At 72.9% G+C, this 23,353-nt stretch carries 24 protein-coding genes; 11 read left to right on the top strand and 13 right to left on the bottom strand.

Translation table 11 applies throughout. From position 1 onward, the window contains the following. Positions 1-121: 121 nt before the first annotated feature. Positions 122-541: a hypothetical protein gene (locus AB2U05_RS20150; protein ID WP_157882010.1), complete on the top strand. Its 420-nt coding sequence runs from the start codon at positions 122-124 to the stop codon at positions 539-541. Positions 542-603: 62 nt separating this feature from the next. Further along, positions 604-1,227, top strand: a complete 624-nt coding sequence (locus tag AB2U05_RS20145) for an ATP-binding protein (protein WP_045693466.1) — start codon at positions 604-606, stop codon at positions 1,225-1,227. A 186-nt stretch (positions 1,228-1,413) separates the two neighbouring features. On the opposite strand, the gene AB2U05_RS20140 is transcribed toward AB2U05_RS20145, so the two are convergent. Further along, a complete protein-coding gene (locus AB2U05_RS20140; protein ID WP_369185971.1) occupies positions 1,414-2,187 on the bottom strand; it encodes a SigE family RNA polymerase sigma factor in 774 nt (257 codons plus the stop codon). Between the two features lie 478 nt (positions 2,188-2,665). Between AB2U05_RS20140 and AB2U05_RS20135 the strand changes: the two genes are divergently transcribed. From AB2U05_RS20135 to AB2U05_RS20120, 4 genes are all read left to right on the top strand, one after another. Then, positions 2,666-3,346, top strand: coding sequence for a response regulator transcription factor (locus AB2U05_RS20135; protein WP_045693468.1), 681 nt, complete (start codon positions 2,666-2,668; stop codon positions 3,344-3,346). Positions 3,347-3,421: 75 nt separating this feature from the next. Continuing rightward, positions 3,422-4,990: a cell wall metabolism sensor histidine kinase WalK gene (locus AB2U05_RS20130; RefSeq protein ID WP_078859694.1), complete on the top strand. Its 1,569-nt coding sequence runs from the start codon at positions 3,422-3,424 to the stop codon at positions 4,988-4,990. Continuing rightward, positions 4,987-5,298: a hypothetical protein gene (locus AB2U05_RS20125; RefSeq protein ID WP_045693471.1), complete on the top strand. Its 312-nt coding sequence runs from the start codon at positions 4,987-4,989 to the stop codon at positions 5,296-5,298. Before AB2U05_RS20130 ends, AB2U05_RS20125 begins: the two co-directional genes overlap by 4 nt. Before the next feature lie 224 nt (positions 5,299-5,522). Next, a complete protein-coding gene (locus tag AB2U05_RS20120) occupies positions 5,523-6,056 on the top strand; it encodes a VanZ family protein (protein WP_369183875.1) in 534 nt (177 codons plus the stop codon). On the opposite strand, the gene AB2U05_RS20115 is transcribed toward AB2U05_RS20120, so the two are convergent. Then, positions 6,053-6,721 carry a PhzF family phenazine biosynthesis protein gene (locus AB2U05_RS20115; protein WP_045693474.1) on the bottom strand — a complete coding sequence of 223 codons (669 nt, stop codon included), beginning with the start codon at positions 6,719-6,721 and terminating at the stop codon, positions 6,053-6,055. The two genes, AB2U05_RS20120 and AB2U05_RS20115, sit on opposite strands and share 4 nt — an antisense overlap. Before the next feature lie 146 nt (positions 6,722-6,867). On the opposite strand from AB2U05_RS20115, the gene AB2U05_RS20110 reads away from it, so the two are divergent. Continuing rightward, on the top strand, positions 6,868-7,341 hold the full coding sequence (locus AB2U05_RS20110; RefSeq protein ID WP_369183874.1) for a hypothetical protein: 474 nt from the start codon (positions 6,868-6,870) through the stop codon (positions 7,339-7,341). An 88-nt stretch (positions 7,342-7,429) separates the two neighbouring features. On the opposite strand, the gene AB2U05_RS20105 is transcribed toward AB2U05_RS20110, so the two are convergent. Next, positions 7,430-8,782 (bottom strand): hypothetical protein, encoded by a 1,353-nt coding sequence (locus AB2U05_RS20105; protein ID WP_369183873.1) that lies wholly within the window; start codon positions 8,780-8,782, stop codon positions 7,430-7,432. Positions 8,783-9,169: 387 nt separating this feature from the next. On the opposite strand from AB2U05_RS20105, the gene AB2U05_RS20100 reads away from it, so the two are divergent. Beyond that, a complete protein-coding gene (locus AB2U05_RS20100; RefSeq protein WP_045693480.1) occupies positions 9,170-9,355 on the top strand; it encodes a PspC domain-containing protein in 186 nt (61 codons plus the stop codon). A gap of 84 nt (positions 9,356-9,439) precedes the next feature. Here the strand turns inward: AB2U05_RS20100 and AB2U05_RS20095 are convergent, their stop codons facing one another. From AB2U05_RS20095 to AB2U05_RS20085, 3 genes are all read right to left on the bottom strand, one after another. After that, positions 9,440-9,826: an ATP-binding protein gene (locus AB2U05_RS20095; RefSeq protein WP_369183872.1), complete on the bottom strand. Its 387-nt coding sequence runs from the start codon at positions 9,824-9,826 to the stop codon at positions 9,440-9,442. Positions 9,827-10,046: 220 nt separating this feature from the next. Further along, positions 10,047-11,204, bottom strand: a complete 1,158-nt coding sequence (locus AB2U05_RS20090; RefSeq protein ID WP_045693484.1) for an adenosine deaminase — start codon at positions 11,202-11,204, stop codon at positions 10,047-10,049. 128 nt (positions 11,205-11,332) lie between these two features. After that, positions 11,333-12,298 carry a LysR family transcriptional regulator gene (locus AB2U05_RS20085; RefSeq protein WP_078859696.1) on the bottom strand — a complete coding sequence of 322 codons (966 nt, stop codon included), beginning with the start codon at positions 12,296-12,298 and terminating at the stop codon, positions 11,333-11,335. A 93-nt stretch (positions 12,299-12,391) separates the two neighbouring features. On the opposite strand from AB2U05_RS20085, the gene AB2U05_RS20080 reads away from it, so the two are divergent. From AB2U05_RS20080 to AB2U05_RS20070, 3 genes are read left to right on the top strand one after another with little or no spacing between them, the layout of a single operon-like run. Further along, complete coding sequence (locus tag AB2U05_RS20080) at positions 12,392-13,666, top strand: MFS transporter (RefSeq protein WP_369183871.1); 1,275 nt, start codon at positions 12,392-12,394, stop codon at positions 13,664-13,666. Positions 13,667-13,692: 26 nt separating this feature from the next. Next, positions 13,693-14,247 carry a Uma2 family endonuclease gene (locus AB2U05_RS20075; protein ID WP_045693488.1) on the top strand — a complete coding sequence of 185 codons (555 nt, stop codon included), beginning with the start codon at positions 13,693-13,695 and terminating at the stop codon, positions 14,245-14,247. After that, on the top strand, positions 14,240-14,398 hold the full coding sequence (locus tag AB2U05_RS20070) for a hypothetical protein (protein ID WP_157882011.1): 159 nt from the start codon (positions 14,240-14,242) through the stop codon (positions 14,396-14,398). Before AB2U05_RS20075 ends, AB2U05_RS20070 begins: the two co-directional genes overlap by 8 nt. 73 nt (positions 14,399-14,471) lie before the next feature. Here AB2U05_RS20070 and AB2U05_RS20065 read toward each other — a convergent pair whose 3' ends face one another. From AB2U05_RS20065 to AB2U05_RS20035, 7 genes are all read right to left on the bottom strand, one after another. Beyond that, the gene (locus tag AB2U05_RS20065; RefSeq protein ID WP_045693490.1) at positions 14,472-15,749 is read right to left on the bottom strand and encodes a thymidine phosphorylase; all 1,278 of its coding nucleotides are present in this window, start codon (positions 15,747-15,749) and stop codon (positions 14,472-14,474) included. Positions 15,750-15,908: 159 nt separating this feature from the next. After that, the gene (locus AB2U05_RS20060; RefSeq protein ID WP_045693492.1) at positions 15,909-16,310 is read right to left on the bottom strand and encodes a cytidine deaminase; all 402 of its coding nucleotides are present in this window, start codon (positions 16,308-16,310) and stop codon (positions 15,909-15,911) included. Beyond that, a complete protein-coding gene (locus AB2U05_RS20055; protein WP_045693494.1) occupies positions 16,307-17,572 on the bottom strand; it encodes an ABC transporter permease in 1,266 nt (421 codons plus the stop codon). The genes AB2U05_RS20060 and AB2U05_RS20055 overlap by 4 nt, the downstream gene beginning before the upstream one ends. Next, on the bottom strand, positions 17,569-18,738 hold the full coding sequence (locus tag AB2U05_RS20050; RefSeq protein ID WP_045693495.1) for an ABC transporter permease: 1,170 nt from the start codon (positions 18,736-18,738) through the stop codon (positions 17,569-17,571). Before AB2U05_RS20050 ends, AB2U05_RS20055 begins: the two co-directional genes overlap by 4 nt. Positions 18,739-18,742: 4 nt before the next feature. Then, positions 18,743-20,434, bottom strand: a complete 1,692-nt coding sequence (locus AB2U05_RS20045; RefSeq protein ID WP_279616819.1) for an ABC transporter ATP-binding protein — start codon at positions 20,432-20,434, stop codon at positions 18,743-18,745. Positions 20,435-20,645: 211 nt separating this feature from the next. Beyond that, on the bottom strand, positions 20,646-21,719 hold the full coding sequence (locus tag AB2U05_RS20040; RefSeq protein ID WP_045693496.1) for a BMP family protein: 1,074 nt from the start codon (positions 21,717-21,719) through the stop codon (positions 20,646-20,648). A 275-nt stretch (positions 21,720-21,994) separates the two neighbouring features. Beyond that, positions 21,995-23,248: an amidohydrolase gene (locus tag AB2U05_RS20035; RefSeq protein ID WP_052706130.1), complete on the bottom strand. Its 1,254-nt coding sequence runs from the start codon at positions 23,246-23,248 to the stop codon at positions 21,995-21,997. Between the last annotated feature and the right edge of the window lie 105 nt (positions 23,249-23,353).

Genomic DNA, 23,353 nt, shown 5'->3' with positions numbered 1-23,353 from the left:
CCTCTCCCCCCCAGGTGCGGGTCCGTCGACTTTCGTCACCGCGCGCACCGACTTTCGGCGATCCCCCGCCGCCCCCGGCCGGACCAGAATCGTCCGTACCGGCACGGACACTGGGGGGCACGTGGGAGAGTTGATCGGCGAGCTGGCGGCACTGTTCGCGGACGGCTTCCTCCGCAGGTGGCACGTCGCCCGGACCGGCCGCCGACTGGCCGCGGGCAAGCCGGTGCGGGTGCCCTGCTCGGCCCGCTCCGACCGGCCGGGCTGGCAGCGCGCCTACGTCAACGGCACGCTGGGCATCACCCCGGGCCTGCCCACCGTGACCTTCGGCTCCCGCGGGCTCGGCCGGCTCGACCTGCCCACCGGCGGCACCTTCCAGCAGCCCGAGCCGGACACCTGGCACAGCCAGGACTGGGCCGCCACCGCCTACCGGCCGCCCGGCGGCGGCCACCCCGTCTACCTCCAGGCCGACAGCCGCTACCTGCCGCTGCTCCACGCCGCCCTCGGCGCCCCGCGCGACGGGGAGGTCCCCGAGAAGGTGTGAGCACACCGGTTTCGGCAACCGGCCGGGATGCGTCAGACTGGTGTCCCGTGAGTGACTCCCCCATGAACCCCGCACCGGCCGCGCACGCCCGGGTGATCCTGCTCTCCGGCCCGTCCGGATCGGGGAAGTCCTCGCTCGCCGAGCGCAGCGGACTGCCGGTGCTCCAGCTCGACGACTTCTACAAGGACGGGGACGACCCGACGCTCCCGCGGCTGCCGGACGGCGCCGTGGACTGGGACTCCCCGCTGGCCTGGCACCGCGACCAGGCGGTGGCCGCCATCCGCGCCCTGCACGAGCACGCGCGCGCCGAGGTGCCGGTCTACTCGATCCCGGACAACGGCCGGATCGCCACCCGCGCCCTGGAGCTGGACGGCGCGGGCGCGTTCATCGCCGAGGGGATATTCGCCGCCGAGATCGTCGCCGAGTGCGCCGAACAGGGCCTGCTCGGCGACGCGCTGTGCCTGCGCAACGGCGCGCTCACCACGGCCTGGCGCCGGCTGCGCCGGGACGTCCGGGAGGGCCGCAAGTCGCTGCCGGTGCTGCTGCGCCGGGGCCTGCGGCTGATGCGCGCCGAGCGGTCGATCGTCGGGCGGCAGGTCTCGCTCGGTTCGTCCCCGTGCGCCGGGCCGGAGGCGGAGCGGCGGATCCGCGCGGTGGCCGCGCGGCGGGAGCTCTCGGCGGTCTGACCCGCTCCCGAACGCCCCGTACGACGACACCGTACGACGACACGACGGAGGGCCCGGTGCGTCTCCCCCGCACCGGGCCCTCCGCCGTGCCGAACGGTCCTCGGCTCCCCCACGGGCAACTCCCCCGAGTCCTGCCCCCGGACCGTGACCGTCCGTTTCCCGTCCCCCGACGGGAGTTCTCGTGCGCTACGCGACCAGCTCGCCGAACGCCCGGACGGTGTCGCCCGACTTGTTCAGGTGCTCGTCCTCGCGCAGTCGGCGCAGCGCGCGCCAGATGCTGCTCTTGACCGTGCCGACGCTGATCTGCAGCACGTCGGCGATCTCCGGGTCCGTCTTGCCCTCGTAGTACCGCAGCACCAGCATGGTCCGCTGGTTCTCCGGCAGCTTCGCCAGCGCCTGCCAGAGCACGGCGCGCAGCTCGGTGCCGCCCATCGCGTCGGTGTCGCCGGCCGTCTCCGGCAGCTCCTCGGTCGGGTACTCGTTGACCTTGCGGCGCCGCCAGGCGGAGATGTGCAGGTTGGTCATGGTGCGGCGCAGGTACCCGCCGACCGCGGCCTTGTCGGTGATCCGGCCCCAGGCCCGGTAGGTGCTGAAGAGCGCGCTCTGCAGCAGGTCCTCGGCCTCGTACCGGTCACCGGTGAGGTGGTACGCCGTGGCGTACAGGGAGGCGCGGCGCTCGCGCACGTACGCGGTGAACTCCGTGATGTGGTCCTCCGCGACGCCGCGGTGCTCCCCCCGCGCGTCCCCCTGTCCCGCCTCGGTGGTGCGGGCCGCCGCGGGGTTCAGCCGCAGCAGCGTCGCACCGGCGGCCTCGCGACCGGTCGGCTCCCCCGAGCCGACCGCCCGCAGGCCGTTCCCCCCGTCCCCCCGAGCGCCCCCCAGGGCGTCCTTGCCCTCGACGCGGACGGGGAGGATCCCCCGCAGCGTGAGGGTGGTGGCGGAGTCGGCCGCACTCCCCATCCGGCCGATCCCGTACTGCTCCCCCGTCCTGCCGCCGCCGCTCACCCGGCGGGCGACAGTGTTCCCGGTGCTGTGCGCGCACCCCCGTACGGTCACGGCACCGGAGTTCTCGTCGGTCCTGATCTCGTACCGGGTCCGGTGGGCGGCTGACGGACGCGCGGTGCGGACAGCCGGGTTGGTCCGGGTCTGAAGCATGGCGGTCATCGTGCGCCCCCTTGGTTCGGTTCGAGCGGTTCCGGTTGCCGCCCTCCGGCCGGCCGGTTTTCCGGCCCGCTGTCCTGCGGCGACATGGAAAATCCTGCCCGGCGGTTGTGATGGCGCTGTCCGCCGACTGTCACAGGGGTGTCACAGGGGCGGGCCGAAGGTCCTGCTCCGCCTCCCTCCGTACCGGACGCCGGTAGCCGTCGTTCCGGTTCCCGTACGGGCGGTGACCGGTCCGGGGGGTGATTCGGCGCTGCGGGTGGGCCAAAATGGGGCCGTGCCTTTCCTCCTACTGATCGAGGACGACGACGCCATCCGGACCGGCCTCGAACTCGCCCTCACCCGCCAGGGCCACCGCGTGGCCACCGCCGCCTCCGGCGAGGACGGTCTGAGGCTCTTCAAGGAGCAGCGGCCCGACCTGATCGTGCTGGACGTGATGCTGCCCGGAATCGACGGCTTCGAGGTGTGCCGCCGGATCCGCCGCACCGACCAGCTGCCGATCATCCTGCTGACCGCGCGCTCCGACGACATCGACGTGGTGGTCGGCCTGGAGTCCGGCGCGGACGACTACGTGGTGAAGCCCGTGCAGCCGCGCGTCCTGGACGCGCGGATCCGGGCCGTGCTGCGCCGCGGCGAGCGGGAGAGCTCGGACTCCTCCGCGTACGGCAGCGTGGTCATCGACCGCGCGGCGATGACCGTCACCAAGGACGGGCAGGACCTCCAGCTCACCCCGACCGAGCTGCGGCTGCTGCTGGAGCTGAGCCGCCGGCCCGGGCAGGCGCTCTCCCGCCAGCAGCTGCTGCGGCTGGTCTGGGAGCACGACTACCTCGGCGACTCCCGGCTGGTGGACGCCTGCGTGCAGCGGCTGCGGGCCAAGGTCGAGGACGTGCCGTCCGCGCCGACGCTGATCCGCACCGTGCGCGGCGTGGGCTACCGGCTGGACCCGCCCACGGGCTGACCGGCCACCGGGCCGACCGCCCGCGGCCCGGCCCGGCCGCCCGCTTCCTGAACTCCCGTACGACGACAGGCTCCTGTGACTGACCATCAGACGACAGCCCGGCGCATCCCGGCCGTTTCGTGGCGCCAGCTGCGCTCGCTGCGGGTGCGCCTGATCGCGGTGTTCGCGGCGGTCGCCCTGCTCGCCGCCGTCTCGGCCTCCGGCATCGCGTACTGGCTGAACCGCGACGCGGTGCTCAAGCGCGCCCAGGACACGGCGCTGAACGACTTCCGGGTCTCGCTCAGCCGCAACGTCTCCGACCTCCCGCTGCGGCCGAGTTGCGGCGACCTCACCCAGCTCGCCACCAACGTGGCCAGCTCCGGGCTGAGTTACGACGTGGTGGTGGTCTCCCCGGACGACCCGGGTTGCTCGGCCTCCTCCGACCCGACGCACTTCACGCTGGCCGACGTCCCGGCCCCGCTGCAGTCCACCGTCGCCAAGCCGCGCGAGATCACCGAGACCAACCCGTACCGGTACCACCTGTACTGGCAGCGGCAGAACCTGGAGGGCCGGCCGTACCTGATCGGCGGCACCAAGGTGGTGTCGAACGGCCCGACCGCGTACATGTTCAAGTCGCTGGAGAACGAGCGGGCGGACCTCAACACCCTGGGCTGGTCGCTGTCCATCGCCACCCTGCTCGCGCTGATCGGCTCGGCCCTGCTCGCCCAGGCGGCCTCGGCCACCGTGCTGCGGCCGGTCAAGCGCCTCGGCGACGCCGCCCGCAAGCTCGGCGAGGGGCAGCTGGACACCCGGCTCGAAGTCGACGGCGCCGACGAACTCGCCGACCTGGCCCGGACGTTCAACCGGACCGCGGAGGCGCTGCACGACCGCGTCGAGGAGCTGAGCGCACGCGAGGCGCAGAGCCGGCGGTTCGTCGCCGACATGTCGCACGAGCTGCGCACCCCGCTGACCGCGATGACCGCCGTCACCGACATCCTGGAGGACGAGGCCGAGTCGCTGGACCCGATGATCGAGCCGGCCGTCCGGCTCGTGGTCAGCGAGACCCGGCGGCTGTCCGACCTGGTGGAGAACCTGATGGAGGTGACCCGCTTCGACGCCGGCACCGCCAAGCTGGTCGCCGACGAGATGGACATCTCCGACCTGATCATGTCCTGCATCGACGGCCGGGCCTGGTACGACGCGGTCGAACTGGACGCCCCGCGCGGCATCCTGGCCGTCGTCGACCCGCGCCGCCTGGACGTGGTCTTCGCCAACCTGATCGGCAACGCGCTCAAGCACGGCGGCTCGCCGGTGCGGGTGAAGGTCCGGCAGAGCGCGGACACGGTCGTGGTCGAGGTCTCGGACAGCGGCCCCGGCATCCCGGAGGACGTGCTGCCGCACGTCTTCGACCGCTTCTACAAGGCCGACCGGGGGCGGGCCCGCTCGGAGGGCAGCGGCCTGGGGCTGTCGATCGCGATGGCCAACGCGCAGATCCACGGGGGGACGATCACGGCGGCGAACGGGGAGACCGGCGCGGTGTTCACCCTCACCCTGCCGGTGAACCGGCCGCCGGCCCCGCCGACCGCGCCGCCCGCGGACGGCTCCCCGGCCGGATCCGCAGACGGCTCGCCCCGCGACGCCGACGAGCCCAAGGACGCCACGTGACCTCCCCCGACCGCACCACCGCGCGCCGCGCCGCGGGCGTCCTGCTGCTGCTCGCGCTGGCCTCCGGCTGCGGCATCCGGCCGACCGCCGTGCCGGTCGACGCCGGCGCCCCGGCCAGCCGCACGGCCTGCCCGACCACCCCGCACGTGCCGCCCGCGCTGGCCACCCCGACCGGCCCGGCACCGGCCGCCACCCCGGCCCGCGGGGCCGCCAAGGGCACGCCGAGCCCGTCGCCCACGCCGGTGCCGCCCGGCAGCCCGCCGCCGGACAACGTGTTCAGCGCGCTGCCGACCGCGGGCTGCCGCTAGGCCCTCTCTTGACGTCCTACGAAGACACCCGGGGCGCGTTCCGGAATGTTCGCGCCCGGCGTGGAACCACCGCGCCGCCGGCTCGCGTCGTTCCCCCCGTGCAGCGAGATGGCACCAGGAACCGCGAGGAGCGTTCCGGCGCACGGACCGAAACCAGGCCGGCGGCGGTCGTCCACCGATCCCTCCGCCGGACCGGGCTGGCGGGGCTGGTCTGCCATCTGACGGTGGTGCTCTGGCTGGTCGTCCTCCGGCCCCTCCCGGTGGCCTGGGTGTACGACGCCAACCTGACGCCGCTGGCCTCGCTCCGGTCCTCCACGGGCTGGCAGGTGGTCGGCGAGCTGCTGCTGCTGGCCCCGCTCGGTGTCCTGCTCCCGCTGGCCGGCGGGCGGGTGCGGGCGCCCTGGCTGCCGTCCTTCCTGCGCACCACCGGCGTCTCCGCCCTGCTGGCGACCGGCCTGGAGTTCCTCTCCTCCTGGACGCCCGGGCACGTGCTCAACGTCGACCACATCCTGCTCGCGGTGATCGGCGTCGCCGTCACCCACCTCGCGCTGGTGCCCGGCCTGCGGCGGCTGCTGCGGGAACGGCGGCCGGGAGCCCTGGCGGCGCGGCCCGCGCGGACGGACCGGACGGACCGGACGGCCGTGCTGGCCGGCCCGCCGATGACGGTGGTCGCTCCCGCCGTCGTCTCCCCGGTGGCCGTCGCCCCGGTGGCGACCGTGGCGACCGTCGCGGCCGGCGCGACGCCCCCCGCGTCCTAGCCCGCGTCCCAGCCTGCGTCCTGGGCGGCGGGCACCACCCGGCCGCCGACCTCGATCAGTCCGCCCGGGCGCGGCCCGGTCAGCAGCCGCGACCCCCGGCCCTGGGTGATCGTCAGCGCCCGGCCGAGGTGCGCGGTCAGCACCAGGGCGGCCGCGCCGGTCGCCTCGTCCTCGTCGATCCCGTCGCCCCGCCCCGGGAAGGCCCGCGCCCGGACCGTCCCGGCCGCCTCGTCCTGCCAGGCCCAGGCGTAGACCCACTCCCCCGGCGGCGGCACCTCCAGCGCCTCCACCTCCGCCACCGACCCGTACCGGCGCAGCGTCCGCCCCGGCGCCCACTCCGGCCGGGCCTCGATCAGCGTCAGCCCGTCCGCGCGCCGGACGCCCACCACCCCGGCCTCGGTGACCAGCCGGTCCACGCCGAGCAGCCAGGCCGCGCCCACGCAGGGGTGGCCGGCGAAGGGCAGGCGCACCGCGGGGGTGTAGATGTCGATCGCGCCGGCGGCCGGGTCGTCGACGAACACCGTCTCGCTGAAGCCGAGTTCACGCGCCATCGCCTGGCGGTCCGCGCGCCGCGGCAGCGCGGCACCCGCGCGCACGACGCCGAGCGCGTTCCCGTACCGGCCGTCAGGTCCGCAAAAGACCCGCAGCACCTCATAGTCGACCATTTCCCACCTCGTCAATGGCCGTTCCGGCAGAGCGAAACGACACCGTGATGAAAAGGCGACGACGAATGTCAGCCACCTCCAGTACTGTGCGCTCTCGTCCCCGAACGGCGCTGCCGTTTTTTCACTCCTGTCACAGGAAGCCCCCCTTGAACAATCTCGACTTCAGCGCCGAACCGCTGTTCTCCTGGTACGTCGTGGCACTCGCCGCCAGCGGAATCCTCCTGCTGGGCCTCGGGGCATTCGCCTTCGGCGTGAAGTTCCTCCCGCGCATCCTCGCCATCGCGGCGGGCATCGGGCTCCTGTACTACGCCTACTACATGGCGTACGTCTTCGAGGGCGGCACCTACACCCTCTACTACAAGCTGTTCGTCCTGCCGGTCCTGCTGATCGTCTACATGGTGAAGGCCATCGTGGAGCGCGGCAACGCCAAGGCCAAGGAGAAGGAGACGGCCCAGCGGATGGCGCCGTTCAACCCGAACGCCCCGCAGGCGCCGTACAACCCCAACGCCCCGCAGGCGCCGTTCAACCCGAACGTCCCGCCGCAGCCGGTCGCGGACAACCCCTACGCGCAGCCCGTGCCGCCGGCCCAGCCCGGCCAGCCGCAGCCGCCGGTCGCCTGAGCCGCGCCCGTACGGACACCGGAAGGCCCGCCCGGCACCACCTCACCGTGGTGCCGGGCGGGCCTTCCGCCGTGTTCGGGAGCCCGGGTCAGTTCCCGGCGCCCGGCGCGCCCTTGCGGCGGCGGGCCACGACCAGGATGCCCAGGCCGAGGGCGATCGCGGTCGCGCCGGTGATCGCCATCGGGGCGGCCGAGGAGCCGCCGCCGGTGGAGGCCAGCCGGGTGTCGGCGACGGCCGGGGCCGCGGCGGCCACCACGGTGGTGACGGCGACCGGGGCCGGCGCGACCGTGGTGGCCGGCGCGGACGGCGCCTCGGCAGTGACCGCGGGGGCCGGCGCCGCGCTGGTGGCCGAGGGGGTCGGGGTGCCGGTCGCGCCGGCGGCCTCGATCCGGAAGCCGACCGGGGAGCTGGAGGTGCCCCGCTCGGGCCGGCCCGGGCCGCCCAGGCTGTAGCCGTTGGCGAAGACCGACTCGGCCGCCGCCGGCGCGTCCTTGGTCCAGGCGAGCCGGAGGTTGACCGTACGGGTCTCACCGTTCGGCAGCGCGATGACGTCGCCGTCCTTCCAGCCGCTCAGCAGCTGCACGCCCAGCTGCGTTCCGGGGAGGTCGTGCCACTCCGGCGTGCCGGCGATCCAGGCGCCCGCCTGAGTCTGGTACTCGATCCTGACCATGTCCGCGCGGAGCATGCCCTCGCCCTGGAACACGATCGCCGGAACGACCCGGAGGTCCGTACCGGTGCGGTTGCTGTAGACCACCTTGAACGCCTTCGCCTCGCCGCCGGCGGTGAAGGCGGCCGGTACGTCCTCGACCGTCACGTCCGGCAGCCCGACCGGGGACGGCGCGGGGGTCGGGCCGTCGCCCTCGACGGTGAAGTTCGGCGTGCCGCCCCAGGCCTGGGTGGGGGCCTGCCCCGGGGGCAGGGTCGGGTCCGTGACCACCGCTTCGAGCGCCGCGGAGGCCGGGCCGGGGGTGGCGTCGGCGGCGAAGGTCAGCCGCAGCCGGTAGGTGGCCTCGGCCCCGGCCGCCAGGTTCAGCTGGGTGGCGAACCGGTCCAGCTCCCAGACGCCGCCGGTGGACGCGCCGTTCACCTTGGCGTCCTGCCACTGCGTGCCGCCGGGCCGCTGGAACTCCAGCTTGAGCTGCCCCTGCTTGAGGGTGGAGGACGCGACGGTGAAGCCGGTCGTCACGTCCACCTGGTGGTCGGCGGTGTTCCGCAGGGTCGTCGTGAACTCGACCGCGCTGCCCGCCTTGACCGTGGTGGGGAAGCCGCTCGTGGTGGCCAGGACCGGCGAGGCCTGGCCCTGCGGGCCGGGCGCGGTGGGCCCCGGGGCCGGGGTGGCCGGGCCGGCCGCGAGGGCGGCCGGGGCCGACGCCAGGGCGACGCCGGAGACCAGCGTGGCAGCGGCGGCGACGGCGAGGAATCTGCGGTGCTGGTTGCGCAATGGAACCTCACGGGAGATTACGGGCGGGGCCCGAGAAAGGTGCGAAATCGCAGACGTGAGGGGGCTTTTGAGCCCGAGATAGGCGCCGCCGGTTCAGCCCCCCGACATCGGCGACGCGCGAAATCATATCCAGCCGGTCCGACCATTTCGGCACGGGGTTCCCGCGCCCGCGGCCCGGCCGCGGCCGGGGCCTTTCGCCCCGCCGCCACGGGACCTCCGCCCTCGGGGTGGACCCTGAGGCGGACCCCGAGAATGGAGTCCCTCTCCTCGGTGACCGGCCGGGGGGAGGAATCGGCTGGCGGGCGGAGGAATCCGGGCCCGTCCGCACCGAGGATGGAATCACGCCCGCCGGACCGGCCGACCGGGCCACCACTCCAGGGAGCCGTCATGAGCGCACGTCTCGCCCGTCCCCGTCACAACCGCGTCATCGCCGGAGTCTGCGCCGGGATCGGCGAGCGCTTCGGCCTCACCCCGTGGACCGTCCGGCTGATCTTCCTGCTGTCCTGTCTGCTGCCCGGCCCGCAGTGCCTGGTCTACCTCGCGCTGTGGGTGCTGCTCCCCCAGGAGCCGTGAGCACCGGCGGGGGACGCACGACGACGGGCCGCCCGCCCCGGGGTCACCGGGGTGAGCGGCCCGTCGTCGCGCCGGCGGCTCGGATCAGCCGGTCAGGCCCGGCAGCGGCAGGGCGCCGGTGAGCCCGCCGATCGGGGTCTTGTCGACACCCGGGATGGTCGGGACGGCGCCGCGCGTCTGGGTGACGCCGGCGACCGGCGCGGCCGGGGCACCGGCCGGAGCCGGGGCGGCCGCGGCGTGGCCCGCGGTCGGGGCGAGGGTGCCGAGCGCGCCGGTGACCTTGTCGCCACCGGGCAGCTTGCTGGCGGTGTCGGTGACGGCGCCGGTCACCGCGGGGTTCGTCACGGCGCCGGTGGGCAGCCCGAGACCGCCGGCCGCCTGGCCGTCGGCCGCGGAGGCCACCCCGGTGCCGACCGCCGCGATGGCGATGCCGAGCGCCGCGGTACCGGCGGCCTTGAGAGCCTGCTTCATGGTTCGTCCCCTTGGGTCCTCGTCGGTGGCCGGCGTCGGGCGGGGCCGGCGGTCGGGAAGGACCGCCGCCACCGCCGTCTTCGGCATGACTGGCACACCGTAGTGAGAGGTTCGCGCCGGGACCAAAGGGCGTTCACTCACCCGAGCGATTAGTCAGATGAACGCCAACTTTCTTGTGAAGAAAGGGCGTTCACCCGACCGAGGGCGTGAACGAAACGGCTCAGTTGCCGCCGGTGCCCGCACTGAACAGCCACTCCGCCTTGAGCTCGGCGTAGCCCGGCTTGATCACGTCGTTGATCATCGCCAGCCGCTCGTCGAACGGCAGGAACGCCGACTTCATCGCGTTCACCGTGAACCACTCCATGTCCCCCAGCGTGTAGCCGAAGGCCTCCACCAGGTGCCCGAACTCCTGGCTCATGCTGGTGCCGCTCATCAGCCGGTTGTCGGTGTTCACGGTGACCCGGAACTTCAGCCGGCTGAGCAGACCGATGGGGTGCTCGGCGTACGAAGTGGCCGCCGCCGTCTGCAGGTTGGACGTGGGGCACATCTCCAGCGGGATGCGCTTGTCGCGCACGTACGCGGCCAGCCGGCCGAGCTCGACGCCGCCGTCCTCGTTGACCGTGATGTCGTCGACGATCCGCACGCCGTGGCCGAGCCGGTCGGCGCCGCAGCACTGCAGGGCCTCCCAGATCGACGGCAGGCCGAAGGCCTCGCCCGCGTGGATGGTGAAGTGGTTGTTCTCGCCCTTGAGGTAGTCGAAGGCGGCCTGGTGGCGGGTGGGGGGGTAGCCGGCCTCGGCGCCCGCGATGTCGAAGCCGACGACGCCCGCGTCCCGGTGGCGGTTGGCCAGCTCGGCGATCTCCTGCGAACGGGCGGCGTGCCGCATCGCGGTGATCAGGGTGCCGATGCGGATCCGGTTGCCGGCCGCGCGGGCGTTGGCCTCGCCGAGCCGGAAGCCCTCCTGGACGGCCTCGACGACCTCGTCCAGGGTCAGGCCGCCCTCCAGGTGCTGCTCGGGGGCGTACCGGACCTCGGCGTACACGACGCCGTCCGCGGCCAGGTCCTCGGCGCAGTCGGCGGCGACCTTGATCAGGGCCTCGCGGGTCTGCATGACGGCGCAGGTGTGCGCGAAGGTCTCCAGGTAGCGGACCAGCGAGCCGGAGTCGGCGGCCTCGCGGAACCACTCGCCGAGTTCCTTGACGTCGGTGGTCGGCAGGCCTTCGTAGCCGGTGGCGGCGGCCAGCTCGACGACGGTCTCCGGGCGCAGCCCGCCGTCCAGGTGGTCGTGCAGCAGGACCTTGGGCGCGCGGCGGATCTGCTCGGGGGTGGGGATGCGCGGGCCGGTGCCCGCGGTGGTGACGGGGATCTGCTTCTCCATTGCGGAAATATAGCCCCTACGCGCGTAGACCCACCACCGGCCGCACCGCCGGATGGTCCAAACTCCACCCCGAATTCCACCGGTCGGTCCATACGATCCGCCAAAGGTTCTCCGGCGGCTCCTCCGGATCAGTCGTGCTCCAGCAGCCGGCCCCGCCGGGACAGCACGAAGTCCCGGAACGCCGCCACCGGCGGCGTCAGCGGCCGGCCCGCCGCCCAGGCCAGCCCGATCGCCCGCCGCGCCCGCGGCGCCGTCACCTCCAGCTCCACCACCCCCGGCCGGGGCACCAGCGCCGGCGGCAGCAGCGCCACCCCCAGCCCGGCCGCCACCAGCCCGCGCAGCGTCTCGGCCTCCTCCCCCTCGAACGCCAGCCGGGGCACGAACCCGGCCTGCGCGCAGAAGTCGTCCGAGATCACCCGCAGCCCGTACCCCTGCTCCAGCCCGACGAACGGCTCCTCGGCCACCTCCGCCAGCCGGATCCGCCGCCGGCCCGCCAGCCGGTGGTCCGCCGGGACGACCAGGTGCAGCCGCTGCTCGTCCAGCGGGCGGCCGGTGAACGCCGGGTCGTCCGGCAGCGGCGAGACCAGGCAGAGGTCCAACTCGCCCGCCCGCAGCCGCTCCAGCATCGCCGCGCCGTAGTCCTGCACCAGCTGGAACCGCACCTGCGGATGCTCCGCCCGGAAGCCGCGCAGCAGCGCCGGCACCGCGTCCGGCCCCATCGTGTGCAGGAAGCCGAACGCCACCCGCCCGGCCGCCGGATCCGCCTCCGCCCGGGCCGCCTCGGCGCCCCGCTCCACCTCCGCCAGCGCCCGCTCCACCGAGGCCAGCAGCAGCCGGCCGGCCCTGGTCAGCCGGACCGTCCGGCCCTGACGGGCCAGCAGGTCCACCCCCAGTTCCTCCTCCAGCCGGGCCACCGCGCGCGACAGCGTCGGCTGCGGCACCCCGAGCAGCGCCGCCGCCCGCGTCACGTGCTCCAGCCGCGCCACCGCCGCGAATTGGGCCAGCCGGGGCGCCAGCAGCAGCGCCGGCTCACCCGGCCCCAACTCGGCCACCCGGCCCCGCGGCTCCGTGCCGTCCACCGCTTCCGCCGCCATCCCCGCCACCACCTCGCCTCATGCACCAGTGCATCGATCATCGCCGCTTGATGCATTGGACGCATCAACCGCCACGGTCCTACCGTCGAGGCCATGCAGCCCGCCGATACCAGGGCATCCGTGACCGCCCCGGATGCCTCCGCCGCCCCCGTCCCGCACGACGACCGCCTCCGCCCCGGCCGGCCCGCCTTCCGCCGCGCCAACCTCGCCCTGTTCGCCGCCGGGATCGCCACCTTCGTCCTGCTCTACTCCACCCAGGGCCTGCTGCCCGTCCTCTCCGCCGACCTCGACCTCACCCCCGGCCAGGCCAGCTGGACGGCCTCCGCGGCCACCCTCGGACTCGCCCTCGGACTGCTCCCCGCCAGCGCGCTGTCCGACCGGTACGGCCGCACCGCGGTGATGACCGCCTCCACCCTCGCCGCCTCCGCCCTCGCCCTCGCCCTGCCCTTCGCGCCCGACCTCACCACCCTCGTCGCGCTGCGCGCCCTGCAGGGCGCCGCCCTCGCCGGCCTGCCGGCCACCGCCATGGCCTACCTCGCCGAGGAGATCCACCCCGGCGCCCTCGCCTCCGCGATGGGCCTGTACGTGGCCGGCAACAGCATCGGCGGGATGGGCGGCCGGCTCCTCTCCGGCTGGACGGCCGCCGCCCTCGGCTGGCGCTGGGGCCTCGCCGCCTCCGCCGCCCTCGCCCTGCTCGCCGCCCTCGCCTTCCGGCTGCTGATCCCCGCCGCCCGGCACTTCACCCCGGCCCCGGTGGACGCCCGCGCGCTCGCCCGTACGGTCGGCCGGCACCTGCGCAACCCGCTGCTGGTGCGGCTGTACGCGCTCGGCCTGCTCTTCATGGCCGTCTTCGGCGCGGTCTACAACACCGCCGGCTACCGGCTGATCGCCGCCCCCTTCCACCTGCCGGAGACGGTCGCCGCCTCGATCTTCGTGGTCTACCTCGTCGGCACCGGCACCTCCGCCGCGGCCGGCCGGCTCTCCGCCCGCCTCGGCCGCCGCGGCGCCCTCTACGTCGCCATCGGCGTCACCACCGCCGGCCTGCTGCTCTCCCTCGCCGACGACCTGCTCTGCGCCCTGCTCGGCCTGGTCCTGATCACCGCCGGCTTCTTCGCCGGCCACGCCACCGCCTCGGCCGCGGTCGGCCGCACCGCCACCGAGGGCCGCGCCCAGGCCTCCGCCCTCTACCTGATCGCCTACTACCTGGGCAACAGCCTCGGCGGCACCCTCGGCGCCGACGCCTACCACGCCACCGGCTGGCCCGGCTCCGCCACCGTGGGCCTCACCGCCACGACCCTCGCCGCCGCCGTCACCCTCTACGCCACCCACCAGGCCCACGCGGCGAGGCGGGCGGTCGCGGACGCTTGACAGCCGCCGCCGATACACTCCGGACCATGAGCGTCGATCCTGCTGTGTACGCCCGGTTGCGTCAGATCGCGGATCAGCTGCCGCAGGTGCCGGGGATAGGGAAGGTCGAGATCGCCGACGGCGAGATCGTCATGATGATGTCCCCGGTCAAGCGGCACGAATTGGCCGTCGTCAGGATCGCCCGACAGCTCAACGCCCAACTGCCGACCACCCACCCCGGCCACATCGCGCACCCGGGCGCCGACCTGGAGGACGCCGGCCTGGGGAGGCTCCGGCGCCCGGACCTCATGGTGTTCGCCGAGAAGTCGCTCGAGGAGGAGGACGCCGCCCTCCTGCCGCACGAGGTCCTGCTGGTGGTCGAGATCGTCTCGAAGTCCAACCCGGAGAACGACTACCAGGACAAGGTCCGCGACTACGCCGCCATGGGCATCCCGCTCTATCTGATCATCGACCCCCGGACGGGCACCGGCATCGCGCACTCGGAGCCCGGCTACGCGTCACGCGAGAAGTTCGCCTTCGGCGACACCATCATGATCGGCCCGTGGACGCTCGACACCAGCGTCCTGCAGACCTATGCCTGAGTCGGGCGCCTGGCACGAACAGGACGTCGATGAAGCGATCGCTGCAGGCGAGCGCGGCAAGGTGCTCCAGGACGGGGAGGCCTTCCTTCGGTCGCTCGCCGACGAGGCCGGCCTGGACCTGTGGGAGATCAAGCGCCGTGCTGGCGTATGAGTCACAGGACCGGTGAAGACGCCGAGCCGCCCGCCGGTGGGGTACCGGCGGGCGGCTCGTTTCACGACGACCGTCAGGCGATGCGGTCGAGCACGATCGGGTTCGGGGTGAACGCCGTGCCGGCCGGGGCGACCTCGATGCCGCCCTCCAGGGCCGCGATGGCGTAGTCGTAGCGCTCCGGGGTGTCGGTGTGCAGGGTCAGCAGGGGCTGGCCGGCCACCACGGTGTCACCGGGCTTGGCGTGCATCTCGACGCCGGCGCCGGCCTGGACCGGGTCCTCCTTGCGGGCGCGGCCGGCGCCGAGGCGCCAGGCACAGACGCCGACGGCGTAGGCGTCCAGCCTGGTGAGCACACCGGAGGCGGGCGCGGGGATGACGTGCTGCTCGCGGGCGACCGGCAGCGGGGCGTCGACGTCGCCGCCCTGGGCGGCGATCATGCGGCGCCAGTGGTCCATCGCGGAGCCGTCGCGCAGCGCGTCGGCCGGGTCCTTGCCGTGCACACCGGCCGCGGCGAGCATCTCGCGGGCGAGCGCGAGGGTGAGCTCGACGACGTCGGCGGGGCCGCCGCCGGCCAGCACCTCGACGGACTCGCGGACCTCCAGCGCGTTGCCCGCGGTGAGGCCGAGCGGGGTGGACATGTCGGTGAGCAGGGCGACGGTGTTGACGCCGGCGGTGGTGCCGAGGCCGACCATGGTGCGGGCGAGCTCGCGGGCGTCGTCGAGGTTCTTCATGAAGGCGCCGGAGCCGACCTTGACGTCCAGGACGAGCGCGCCGGTGCCCTCGGCGATCTTCTTGGACATGATCGAGGAGGCGATCAGCGGGATCGCCTCGACGGTGCCGGTGACGTCGCGCAGGGCGTACAGCTTCTTGTCGGCGGGCGCGAGGCCGTCGCCGGCCGCGCAGATGACGGCGCCCGCGCCGCGCAGCACGTCCATCATCTCCTCGTTGGAGAGCAGGGCGCGCCAGCCGGGGATGGACTCCAGCTTGTCGAGGGTGCCACCGGTGTGGCCGAGACCGCGGCCGGAGAGCTGCGGGACGGCGGCGCCGCAGGCGGCGACGAGCGGGGCGAGCGGGAGGGTGATCTTGTCGCCGACGCCGCCGGTGGAGTGCTTGTCGCTGGTGGGCAGCGGCAGCGAGGAGAAGTCCATGCGGACGCCGGAGCGGATCATCGCGTTCGTCCAGCGGCTGATCTCGCGCGGGTTCATGCCGTTCAGCAGGATCGCCATGGCCAGCGCGGACATCTGCTCGTCGGCGACCTCGCCGCGGGTGTAGGCGTCGATGACCCAGTCGATCTGAGCGTCGCTCAGCTCGCCGCGGTCGCGCTTGGTCCGGATGACGGAGATGGCGTCCATGCGTGCTCCAAGAGGGGTTCAGAAAGGCATCAAATGCGAAGAGTGCCGCGAGATGACCGGGTACCGGCCCACTCGCGACACTCTACGCGCGTAACAGAAACAGAGGCTAGGGCCCATCGGGTGGATCGGCGCGCCCGGCCCGAGTCACCCGATGGGCCCTTACAGCCGCTCCGGCCCGAACGCGTCGGGCAGAACCTCGCGCATCGGCTTCACGCCGGAGGCCAGGTCGACCAGCAGCTCGGGCCCGCCGTGCTCGTAGAGCAGCTGGCGGCAGCGCCCGCAGGGCATCAGCAGGTCGCCCGCGCCGTCGACGCAGGTGAAGGCGACCAGCCGGCCGCCGCCGGAGGCGTGCAGCGCGGACACCAGCCCGCACTCGGCGCACAGCCCGAGCCCGTACGAGGCGTTCTCGACGTTGCAGCCGCTGACCAGCCGGCCGTCGTCGACCAGCGCCGCCGCGCCGACCGGGAACTTGCTGTACGGGGCGTACGCGTGGCCCATCGCCTCGCGCGCCGCCTCGCGCAGCCGCTCCCAGTCGACCGCGGCGGCCGCCCGGGCGGTCACTTGCCCTGGCCCTTGCGGTAGATCTGGCCGTCGGCCTTCGGCATCCGCAGTCGCTGCGAGGCCAGCGCGAGCACCACCAGGGTGATCACGTACGGCGTCGCGACGATCAGCGGGCGCTGCACCTGGTCGGTGAAGGCGTACCAGCAGATCAGGCCGACCGCGGCCACGGCGGTGATCGCCGTCGCGGTGTACTTGCGGCGGTACAGCTGCCAGAGCGCGAGCAGGGCCATCGCGATGCCGACGATCAGGATCAGCCCGTGCACCGAGTCCGGGTCGCGCAGCTGGAGGCTGTCGGTGAAGCCGAACAGGCCGGCGCCCATGGCGAGGCCGCCGGGCATCCAGTTGCCGAAGATCATCGCGGCGAGGCCGATGAAGCCTCGGCCGACCGTCTGGCCGTCCTTGTAGAAGTGCGCGGCGACCAGCGAGAGGTACGCACCGCCGAGGCCGGCGAAGGCGCCGGAGGCGATGACCGCGATGTACTTGTACTTGTAGACGTTGACGCCCAGCGACTCGGCCGCGGTCGGGTTCTCACCGCAGGAGCGCAGCCGCAGGCCGAACACCGTGCGCCAGAGCGCGAAGTAGCTGGCCACGAGCAGCACGGCCGCCAGCACCACGACCACCGAGAGGTTGGTGACCAGGCCGCCGAGCACGCCGGCCACGTCCGAGACGAAGAACCAGTGGTGGGCCTCGATGTCCTTCAGGCCGGATGACAGCCCGGGGACGGTGATGTACGGCAGCGGATCGGCCGGCGGGGACTGGTTCTGCCCGGCGCCGAAGGCGACGTAGTCCTTGTAGTAGATCCGGTTGACGTACGCGCAGATGCCGGGGATCAGCAGGTTGATGCCGACGCCGGAGACGATGTGGTCCACGCCGAAGGTGACGGTGACGATCGCGTGCAGCAGGCCGCCGGCCGCGCCGCCGGCCATGCCGGCCAGCAGGCCGACCCACGGGTTGACCAGGTAGCCCGCCCAGGCACCGCAGAAGGTGCCGGCGACCATCATGCCTTCGAGGCCGATGTTGACCACGCCGGCCCGCTCGGACCAGAGACCGCCCAGACCGGCCATGCCGATCGGCACGGCGGCGCCGAGCGCGGCGGTGACCTGCCCGGAGGAGGTCAGCGAGTGGTTGCCGGTGGCCATGCCCACGGCGGCGAACAGGACCAGGGCGCCCGCGATCAGGAGCAGGACGACCGGCCAGGACAGCTTGCGCTTCTTCGCGGGCGCGCCCGGCGCCTTCGGGCGGGCGGCGGTGGCGGTGCTCACGCGGAGACCTCCTTGGTCTCAGTGGCCGCGGCGGCCTGGGCGGCGAGCTGGGCGCCGACCCGCTTCTGCTGGCGCACCAGGCCGTAGCGACGCACCAGCTCGTAGGCGACGACGACGCAGATGACGATGGTGCCCTTCATGACGTCGACGATCTCGAACGGGAACTCGCCGTTCGCGGGCAGCGGCAGGACCGAGCCGGCCGCGTCCAGGAAGGCGAACAGCAGCGCCGCGAAGGCGATGCCGATCGGGCTGTTCCGGCCGAGCAGGGCGATCGAGATGCCCAGGAAGCCCAGGTTCTGCTGGAAGGTCTGGCCGTAGTAGAACGAGTTCTGCAGCAGCTCGGGCAGGCCGATCAGACCGGCGATCGCACCGGAGACCACCATCGAGATGACGATCATCTTCTTGACGTTCACGCCGGAGGCGGTCGCGGCGGTCTCCGAGCGGCCGGTGGCGCGCAGGTCGAAGCCGAAGCGGGTGCGGGTCAGCGTGAGCTGGAAGATCACGCCGACCGCGATGGCGATCACCAGGAAGCCCCAGAGCTGGCCACCGTTCGTGGTGAACGAGAAGAAGTGGCTGGACTCCGAGACCGGGCTGGTCTGGATCGAGTTGCTGGTGCCGCTGACCTTGGGCGCGAAGATGCCCGGGACGAGCAGCACACCGACGATCGCGGTCGCGATCGAGTTCAGCATGATGGTCGAGATGACCTCGCTGACGCCGCGGTAGACCTTCAGCAGACCGGCGATGCTCGCGTACAGGCCACCGACCAGCATGGCGGTGATCAGCAGCAGCGGGATCTGGAGGAAGGACGGCAGGTCGACCTGGGTGCCGACGAAGGCCGCGAACAGCGCCGCGACCTTGTACTGGCCCTCGACGCCGATGTTGAACAGGTTCATCCGGAACCCGAACGCGGCGGCCGCGGCGGCCAGGTAGTAGGTGGTGGTCCGGTTGAGGATCAGCACCTGGTGGTCCGACCCGCTGACGAACGTGATCATCACGTTCCACGCGTCGAACGGGTTCTTGCCCGAGGTGGCCAGCAGCACGGAGCAGATCGCGACCGAGAGCAGGATCGCGAGCACCGGCGCCGCCAGGGCGAGCACGATCCGCTCGCCGCTGATCCGCTGCGCCAGGCTCGGCTTGGCGGCCGCCGGGGGGTTGGGACTGGTCATGTGGTTACTCCCCCGCCTTCGGGTCGTCGGCGGTGTCGGACGGGTTGGCGTCGGACGGCGCGGCGTCGGACGGGCCGTCGCCCGCGGCCTCGGTGCCCTCCACGAGGGTCTCGTGGAACTGCTCGACGGCCTCCGGCTCGGACTCCAGGTGGCCGCTCGCGGCACCGGTCATCGCGGTGCCGAGGTCCTCGGCGGTGACGGTGGCCGGGTCGGCGTCGGCGACCAGGCGGCCGCGGTAGATGACCCGGATGGTGTCGGAGAGGCCGATCAGCTCGTCCAGGTCGGCCGAGATCAGCAGCACGGCCAGGCCGGCCCGCTGGGCGACCCGGATGTGCTCCCAGATCTGCGCCTGCGCGCCGACGTCCACGCCGCGGGTCGGGTGGGCCGCGATCAGCAGCTTGGGCTGGTGGCTCATCTCGCGGCCGATGATCAGCTTCTGCTGGTTGCCGCCGGAGAGCGAGGCCGCGGTGACCTCGATGCCGGGGGTGCGGACGTCGTACTCCTCGACGATCCGCCAGGTGTCCGCCCGGGCCGCGGTCGGGTCGAGCAGGATGCCCTTGGAGTTGGGCTCCTCGGTGACGTGGCCGAGGATGCGGTTCTCCCAGAGCGGGGCCTCCAGCAGCAGGCCGTGCCGGTGGCGGTCCTCGGGGATGTAGCCGATGCCGGCCTCGCGGCGGGCCCGGGTCTGGGTGCCGGAGAGGTCCTTGCCGTCCAGGGTGACGGCGCCGCCGTCCAGCGGCAGCATGCCCATGATGGCCTCGACGAGCTCGGCCTGGCCGTTGCCCTCGACGCCGGCGATGCCCAGGATCTCGCCCTTGCGGATGCGCAGCGAGATGTCGTCGAGGACGACGCGCTCGATGCCCTCGGCATCGGTCTTGGCGATCCGCAGGCCCTCGACCGTGAGCATCTCGGTCTCGGTGACGGTCGACTCGCGGCTCTCCGGGGAGGGCAGCTCGGCGCCGACCATCAGCTCGGCGAGCTGGCGGGCGGTGACGGCCTTCGGGTCGGCGTCGCCGACCGTGGTGCCGCGGCGGATGACGCTGATCGCGTCGGCGACCGCCAGCACCTCGTGCAGCTTGTGCGAGATGAAGATGACGGTGACGCCCTCGGACTTGAGCTCGCGCAGGTTGTCGAACAGCGCGTCGACCTCCTGCGGGACGAGGACGGCCGTGGGCTCGTCGAGGATCAGGATCTTGGCGCCGCGGTACAGCACCTTGAGGATCTCGACGCGCTGGCGGTCGGCGACGCCGAGGTCCTCGACCAGGGCGTCCGGGCGCACGCCCAGGCCGTACTGGTCGGAGATCTCCTTGATCTTCGCCTTCGCCCTGGCGCCGATGCCGTACAGCTTCTCGCCGCCGAGGACGACGTTCTCCAGCACCGTGAGGTTGTCGGCGAGCATGAAGTGCTGGTGCACCATGCCGATGCCGCGGGCGATGGCGTCGCCGGGGGTGTTGAACTCGCACTGCTCGCCGTTGATCGCGATGGTGCCCTCGTCCGGCTTCTGCATGCCGTAGAGGATCTTCATCAGCGTCGACTTGCCGGCGCCGTTCTCGCCCATCAGGGCGTGCACGGTGCCGGTGCGGACGGTGAGGTTGATGTCGTGGTTGGCCACGACGCCGGGGAAGCGCTTGGTGATGCCGCGCAGTTCGACGGCCGCTGTCGCCGTCCCCGCGCTGGGGGTGCCGTCCTTGCGCAGGGGGACGGGGTCTGATGCGGTGATGGCGATCTCCTGGTGGTCTGGAGGCGCGTCGTTGCGCTCGGAGGGCCAAGGGGGGAAACGGGGGGAGACGGAACGGGGCCCGGGGGTACGCGTTGAGCGCACCCTGCCGGGCCCCTCCCGTGAACTGTGTCGATCATCGCGCTGCCGGGCAGGCGGCAGGCGCTGTGACGTCCGAGACGCGCGGGCCTTACTGGGCCGGGGCGGTCGGGATGGTGGTGGCGCCGCTCTTGATGGCGTCGGCGGCGGCCTTCAGCTTGTCCTGGATGTCGTCGATCTTGCCACCGGTGGTGGCGAGCGAGACACCGTCGGCCTTGAGGTCGAACAGCTTGATGCCGGTCGGGCTCTGGCCCTGCTTGACCGACTGGATGTACGAGTACACCGCGTTGTCGACGTTCTTGACCATCGAGGTCAGGATGGCGTCCTTGTACTTCGCCAGGGCCGGCTGGCTGGCCTGGTCGGAGTCGACACCGATGGCGAGCTTCTTCGCGTTGGCGACGGCCTCGATGGCGCCGTTGCCGGAGGAGCCGGCGGCGGAGTAGATGACGTCCGCACCCTTGTCGAGCTGGCCCTGCGCGGCTTCCTTGCCCTTGTCGGGCGAGGCGAAGCCGGTGAAGTCCGGCGGGGTGGTGAGGTAGGTGGTCTCGATCACGATGTTCGGGTCGACGGACTTGGCGCCCGCCTTGTAACCGGCCTCGAACTTCTTGATCAGCTCGGACTGCACACCACCGATGAAGCCGATGTGGTGGGCCTTCGACTTGTTCGCCGCGGCGACACCGGCCAGGTACGAACCCTCCTGCTCGGCGAAGAGCAGCGAGGTGACGTTGGACGGCTGGTCCTTGTCGTTCGAGTCGATGATCGCGAACTTGACGTCCGGGTTGTCCTTCGCGACCTTGTTGACCGCCTGCTGGTAGACGAAGCCGACCGCGACGATCGTCTTGTAGCCGCCGTCGACCAGGTTCTTGAGGCGGGTCTCCTTGTCGGCCTCGGCCTCGCCCTGCTTGGCCTCGGCCTCGGTGACCTGGACGCCCAGGTCGGCCTTGGCCTTGTCCAGGCCGCGCGCGGCGGAGTCGTTGAAGGACTGGTCACCACGGCCGCCGATGTCGTAGGCCATACCGACCTTGAGACCGCCGGCGCCACCGGAGGCGGCGGCCGAGCCCGAGGAGCTGGAGTTGTCATTGCTCTTTGCGCCGCAAGCGGCGAGCGAGGCCATGCCCAGGGAACCCGAGAGCACAACCGCGGCGAGCTTCATTGAACGGCGCAAGGGAGTTTCTCCTTCTCACACGCACCCGTTTAGCGTGGTCGGACGCCACCGTAACGCGCGTAGAACACGGTTGTGTTACGGGCTGCCAGAGCATTCGGGTTGTTATCAAACCGTGGTCTGAAGGCCGACCCGAGGCTCTTTCCCCGTGCGCGGACGGTGATCCGAGACTGGTCCGGCCCAGTTTACGGAACCGGACCGGACCCCGGATCTCGACGTCCCGACCACGTGTCGGTCACACATCCGTGGAGAACGATCGGAGAACGATCGAAGGATGATCAGTTCCGGTCGTCCTCCAGGGCCAGCGCCGCGAAGAGTTCGACCCCGATGCCGATCGCCCGTTCGTCCACGTCGAACCGCCCCTGGTGCAGGTCCCGGACGGCGGTGTCGCCGGGGGCGCGGACGCCCAGCCGGGCCAGCGCGCCCGGGGCGTGCTCCAGGTACCAGGAGAAGTCCTCGCCGCCCAGGCTCTGTTCGGTGCCCTCCACCACCTGGGCGCCGCCGCGCCCGAAACGATCGTGCATCACCTCGTCCAGGCGGGTGACGGAGACCGCCTCGTTCACCACCGGCGGCACCCCGCGGTGGTAGTCCAGCGTCCACTTGGCCCGGTAGGTCTCGGCGAGCTTGGCGATCAGCTCGTGCAGCAGGTCCGGCGCCTCGCGCCAGCCGTCCAGCTCCAGGCAGCGGACGGTGCCCTCCAGTTCGGCGTGCTGCGGGATGACGTTGGGCGCGGAGCCGGCGGCGATCCGGCCGAAGACCAGGCTGACGCCCCAGCGCGGGTCCATCCGGCGGGCCAGCGCGCCCGGCAGGTCCGCGGCCATCCGGGCGACGGCGGTCACCAGGTCGGTGGTCAGGTGCGGGCGGGCGGTGTGCCCGCCGGGGCCGTCCAGGTGCAGCACCAGGCGGTCGCAGGCCGAGGTGATCGCGCCGACCCGCAGGGCGATCCGGCCGACCTCCACCTTCGGGTCGCAGTGCACCGCGAAGATCCGGCCCACGCCGTCCATCCCGCCGGCCTTGATCACGTCCAGCGCGCCGCCCGGCATGACCTCCTCGGCCGGCTGGAACACCAGTCGGACGGGCCGGCGCAGTTCGCCGGTGCGGGCGGCCTCGGCCAGCACCAGGCCGGTGCCGAGGACGACGGAGGTGTGCACGTCGTGGCCGCAGGCGTGGGCCCGGCCGGGGACGGTGGAGCGGTACGGGACGTCGGTCTTGGCGTCGTCGATGGGCAGCGCGTCGATGTCGGCCCGGAAGGCCAGCAGTTCGGTGCCGGGGGCGGTGCCGGGCGGGACGATGTCGACCAGCAGGCCGGTGCCGCCGGGCAGCACCCGGGGGGTCAGGCCCGCGGCCACCAGCCGGTCGCGGAGCAGCCCGGTGGTGCGGAACTCCTGGCGCCCCAGCTCCGGGTGCCGGTGCAGATCACGGCGGAAGGCGATCAGTTCCGGCTCCAGCGCGCCTACTCGGGCGCGCAGGTCGGCGGCGGGGCGTGCGACGGCGAGAGTGGCGCCCGACTGAGCGGGCTCAGGACGGTTCATCTCCCCAAGCGTAGGCCTGTCGGGGGGATTTGGCCCGACTTCCGGAAAATTCTTCCCCGGATGGGCGCATACCGGCCGGACAGGTGGGTATGACATCTCGTTTCA

This window comes from Streptomyces sp. Y1, from assembly GCF_041053115.1.
Classification (GTDB): domain Bacteria; phylum Actinomycetota; class Actinomycetes; order Streptomycetales; family Streptomycetaceae; genus Kitasatospora; species Kitasatospora rubellomurina.
The sequence above is the reverse complement of the archived record's forward strand: the minus strand, read 5'-3'. Positions and strand labels throughout refer to the sequence as shown.

Coding starts and splice junctions, on each gene's coding strand:
- AB2U05_RS20145 (WP_045693466.1), top strand. CDS start 604: ATGAACCCCGCACCGGCCGCGCACGCCCGGGTGATCCTGCTCTCCGGC.
- AB2U05_RS20140 (WP_369185971.1), bottom strand. CDS start 2,187: ATGGGGAGTGCGGCCGACTCCGCCACCACCCTCACGCTGCGGGGGATC.
- AB2U05_RS20115 (WP_045693474.1), bottom strand. CDS start 6,721: ATGGTCGACTATGAGGTGCTGCGGGTCTTTTGCGGACCTGACGGCCGG.
- AB2U05_RS20100 (WP_045693480.1), top strand. CDS start 9,170: ATGAGCGCACGTCTCGCCCGTCCCCGTCACAACCGCGTCATCGCCGGA.
- AB2U05_RS20095 (WP_369183872.1), bottom strand. CDS start 9,826: ATGAAGCAGGCTCTCAAGGCCGCCGGTACCGCGGCGCTCGGCATCGCC.
- AB2U05_RS20090 (WP_045693484.1), bottom strand. CDS start 11,204: ATGGAGAAGCAGATCCCCGTCACCACCGCGGGCACCGGCCCGCGCATC.
- AB2U05_RS20085 (WP_078859696.1), bottom strand. CDS start 12,298: ATGGCGGCGGAAGCGGTGGACGGCACGGAGCCGCGGGGCCGGGTGGCC.
- AB2U05_RS20080 (WP_369183871.1), top strand. CDS start 12,392: ATGCAGCCCGCCGATACCAGGGCATCCGTGACCGCCCCGGATGCCTCC.
- AB2U05_RS20075 (WP_045693488.1), top strand. CDS start 13,693: ATGAGCGTCGATCCTGCTGTGTACGCCCGGTTGCGTCAGATCGCGGAT.
- AB2U05_RS20070 (WP_157882011.1), top strand. CDS start 14,240: ATGCCTGAGTCGGGCGCCTGGCACGAACAGGACGTCGATGAAGCGATC.
- AB2U05_RS20065 (WP_045693490.1), bottom strand. CDS start 15,749: ATGGACGCCATCTCCGTCATCCGGACCAAGCGCGACCGCGGCGAGCTG.
- AB2U05_RS20050 (WP_045693495.1), bottom strand. CDS start 18,738: ATGACCAGTCCCAACCCCCCGGCGGCCGCCAAGCCGAGCCTGGCGCAG.
- AB2U05_RS20035 (WP_052706130.1), bottom strand. CDS start 23,248: ATGAACCGTCCTGAGCCCGCTCAGTCGGGCGCCACTCTCGCCGTCGCA.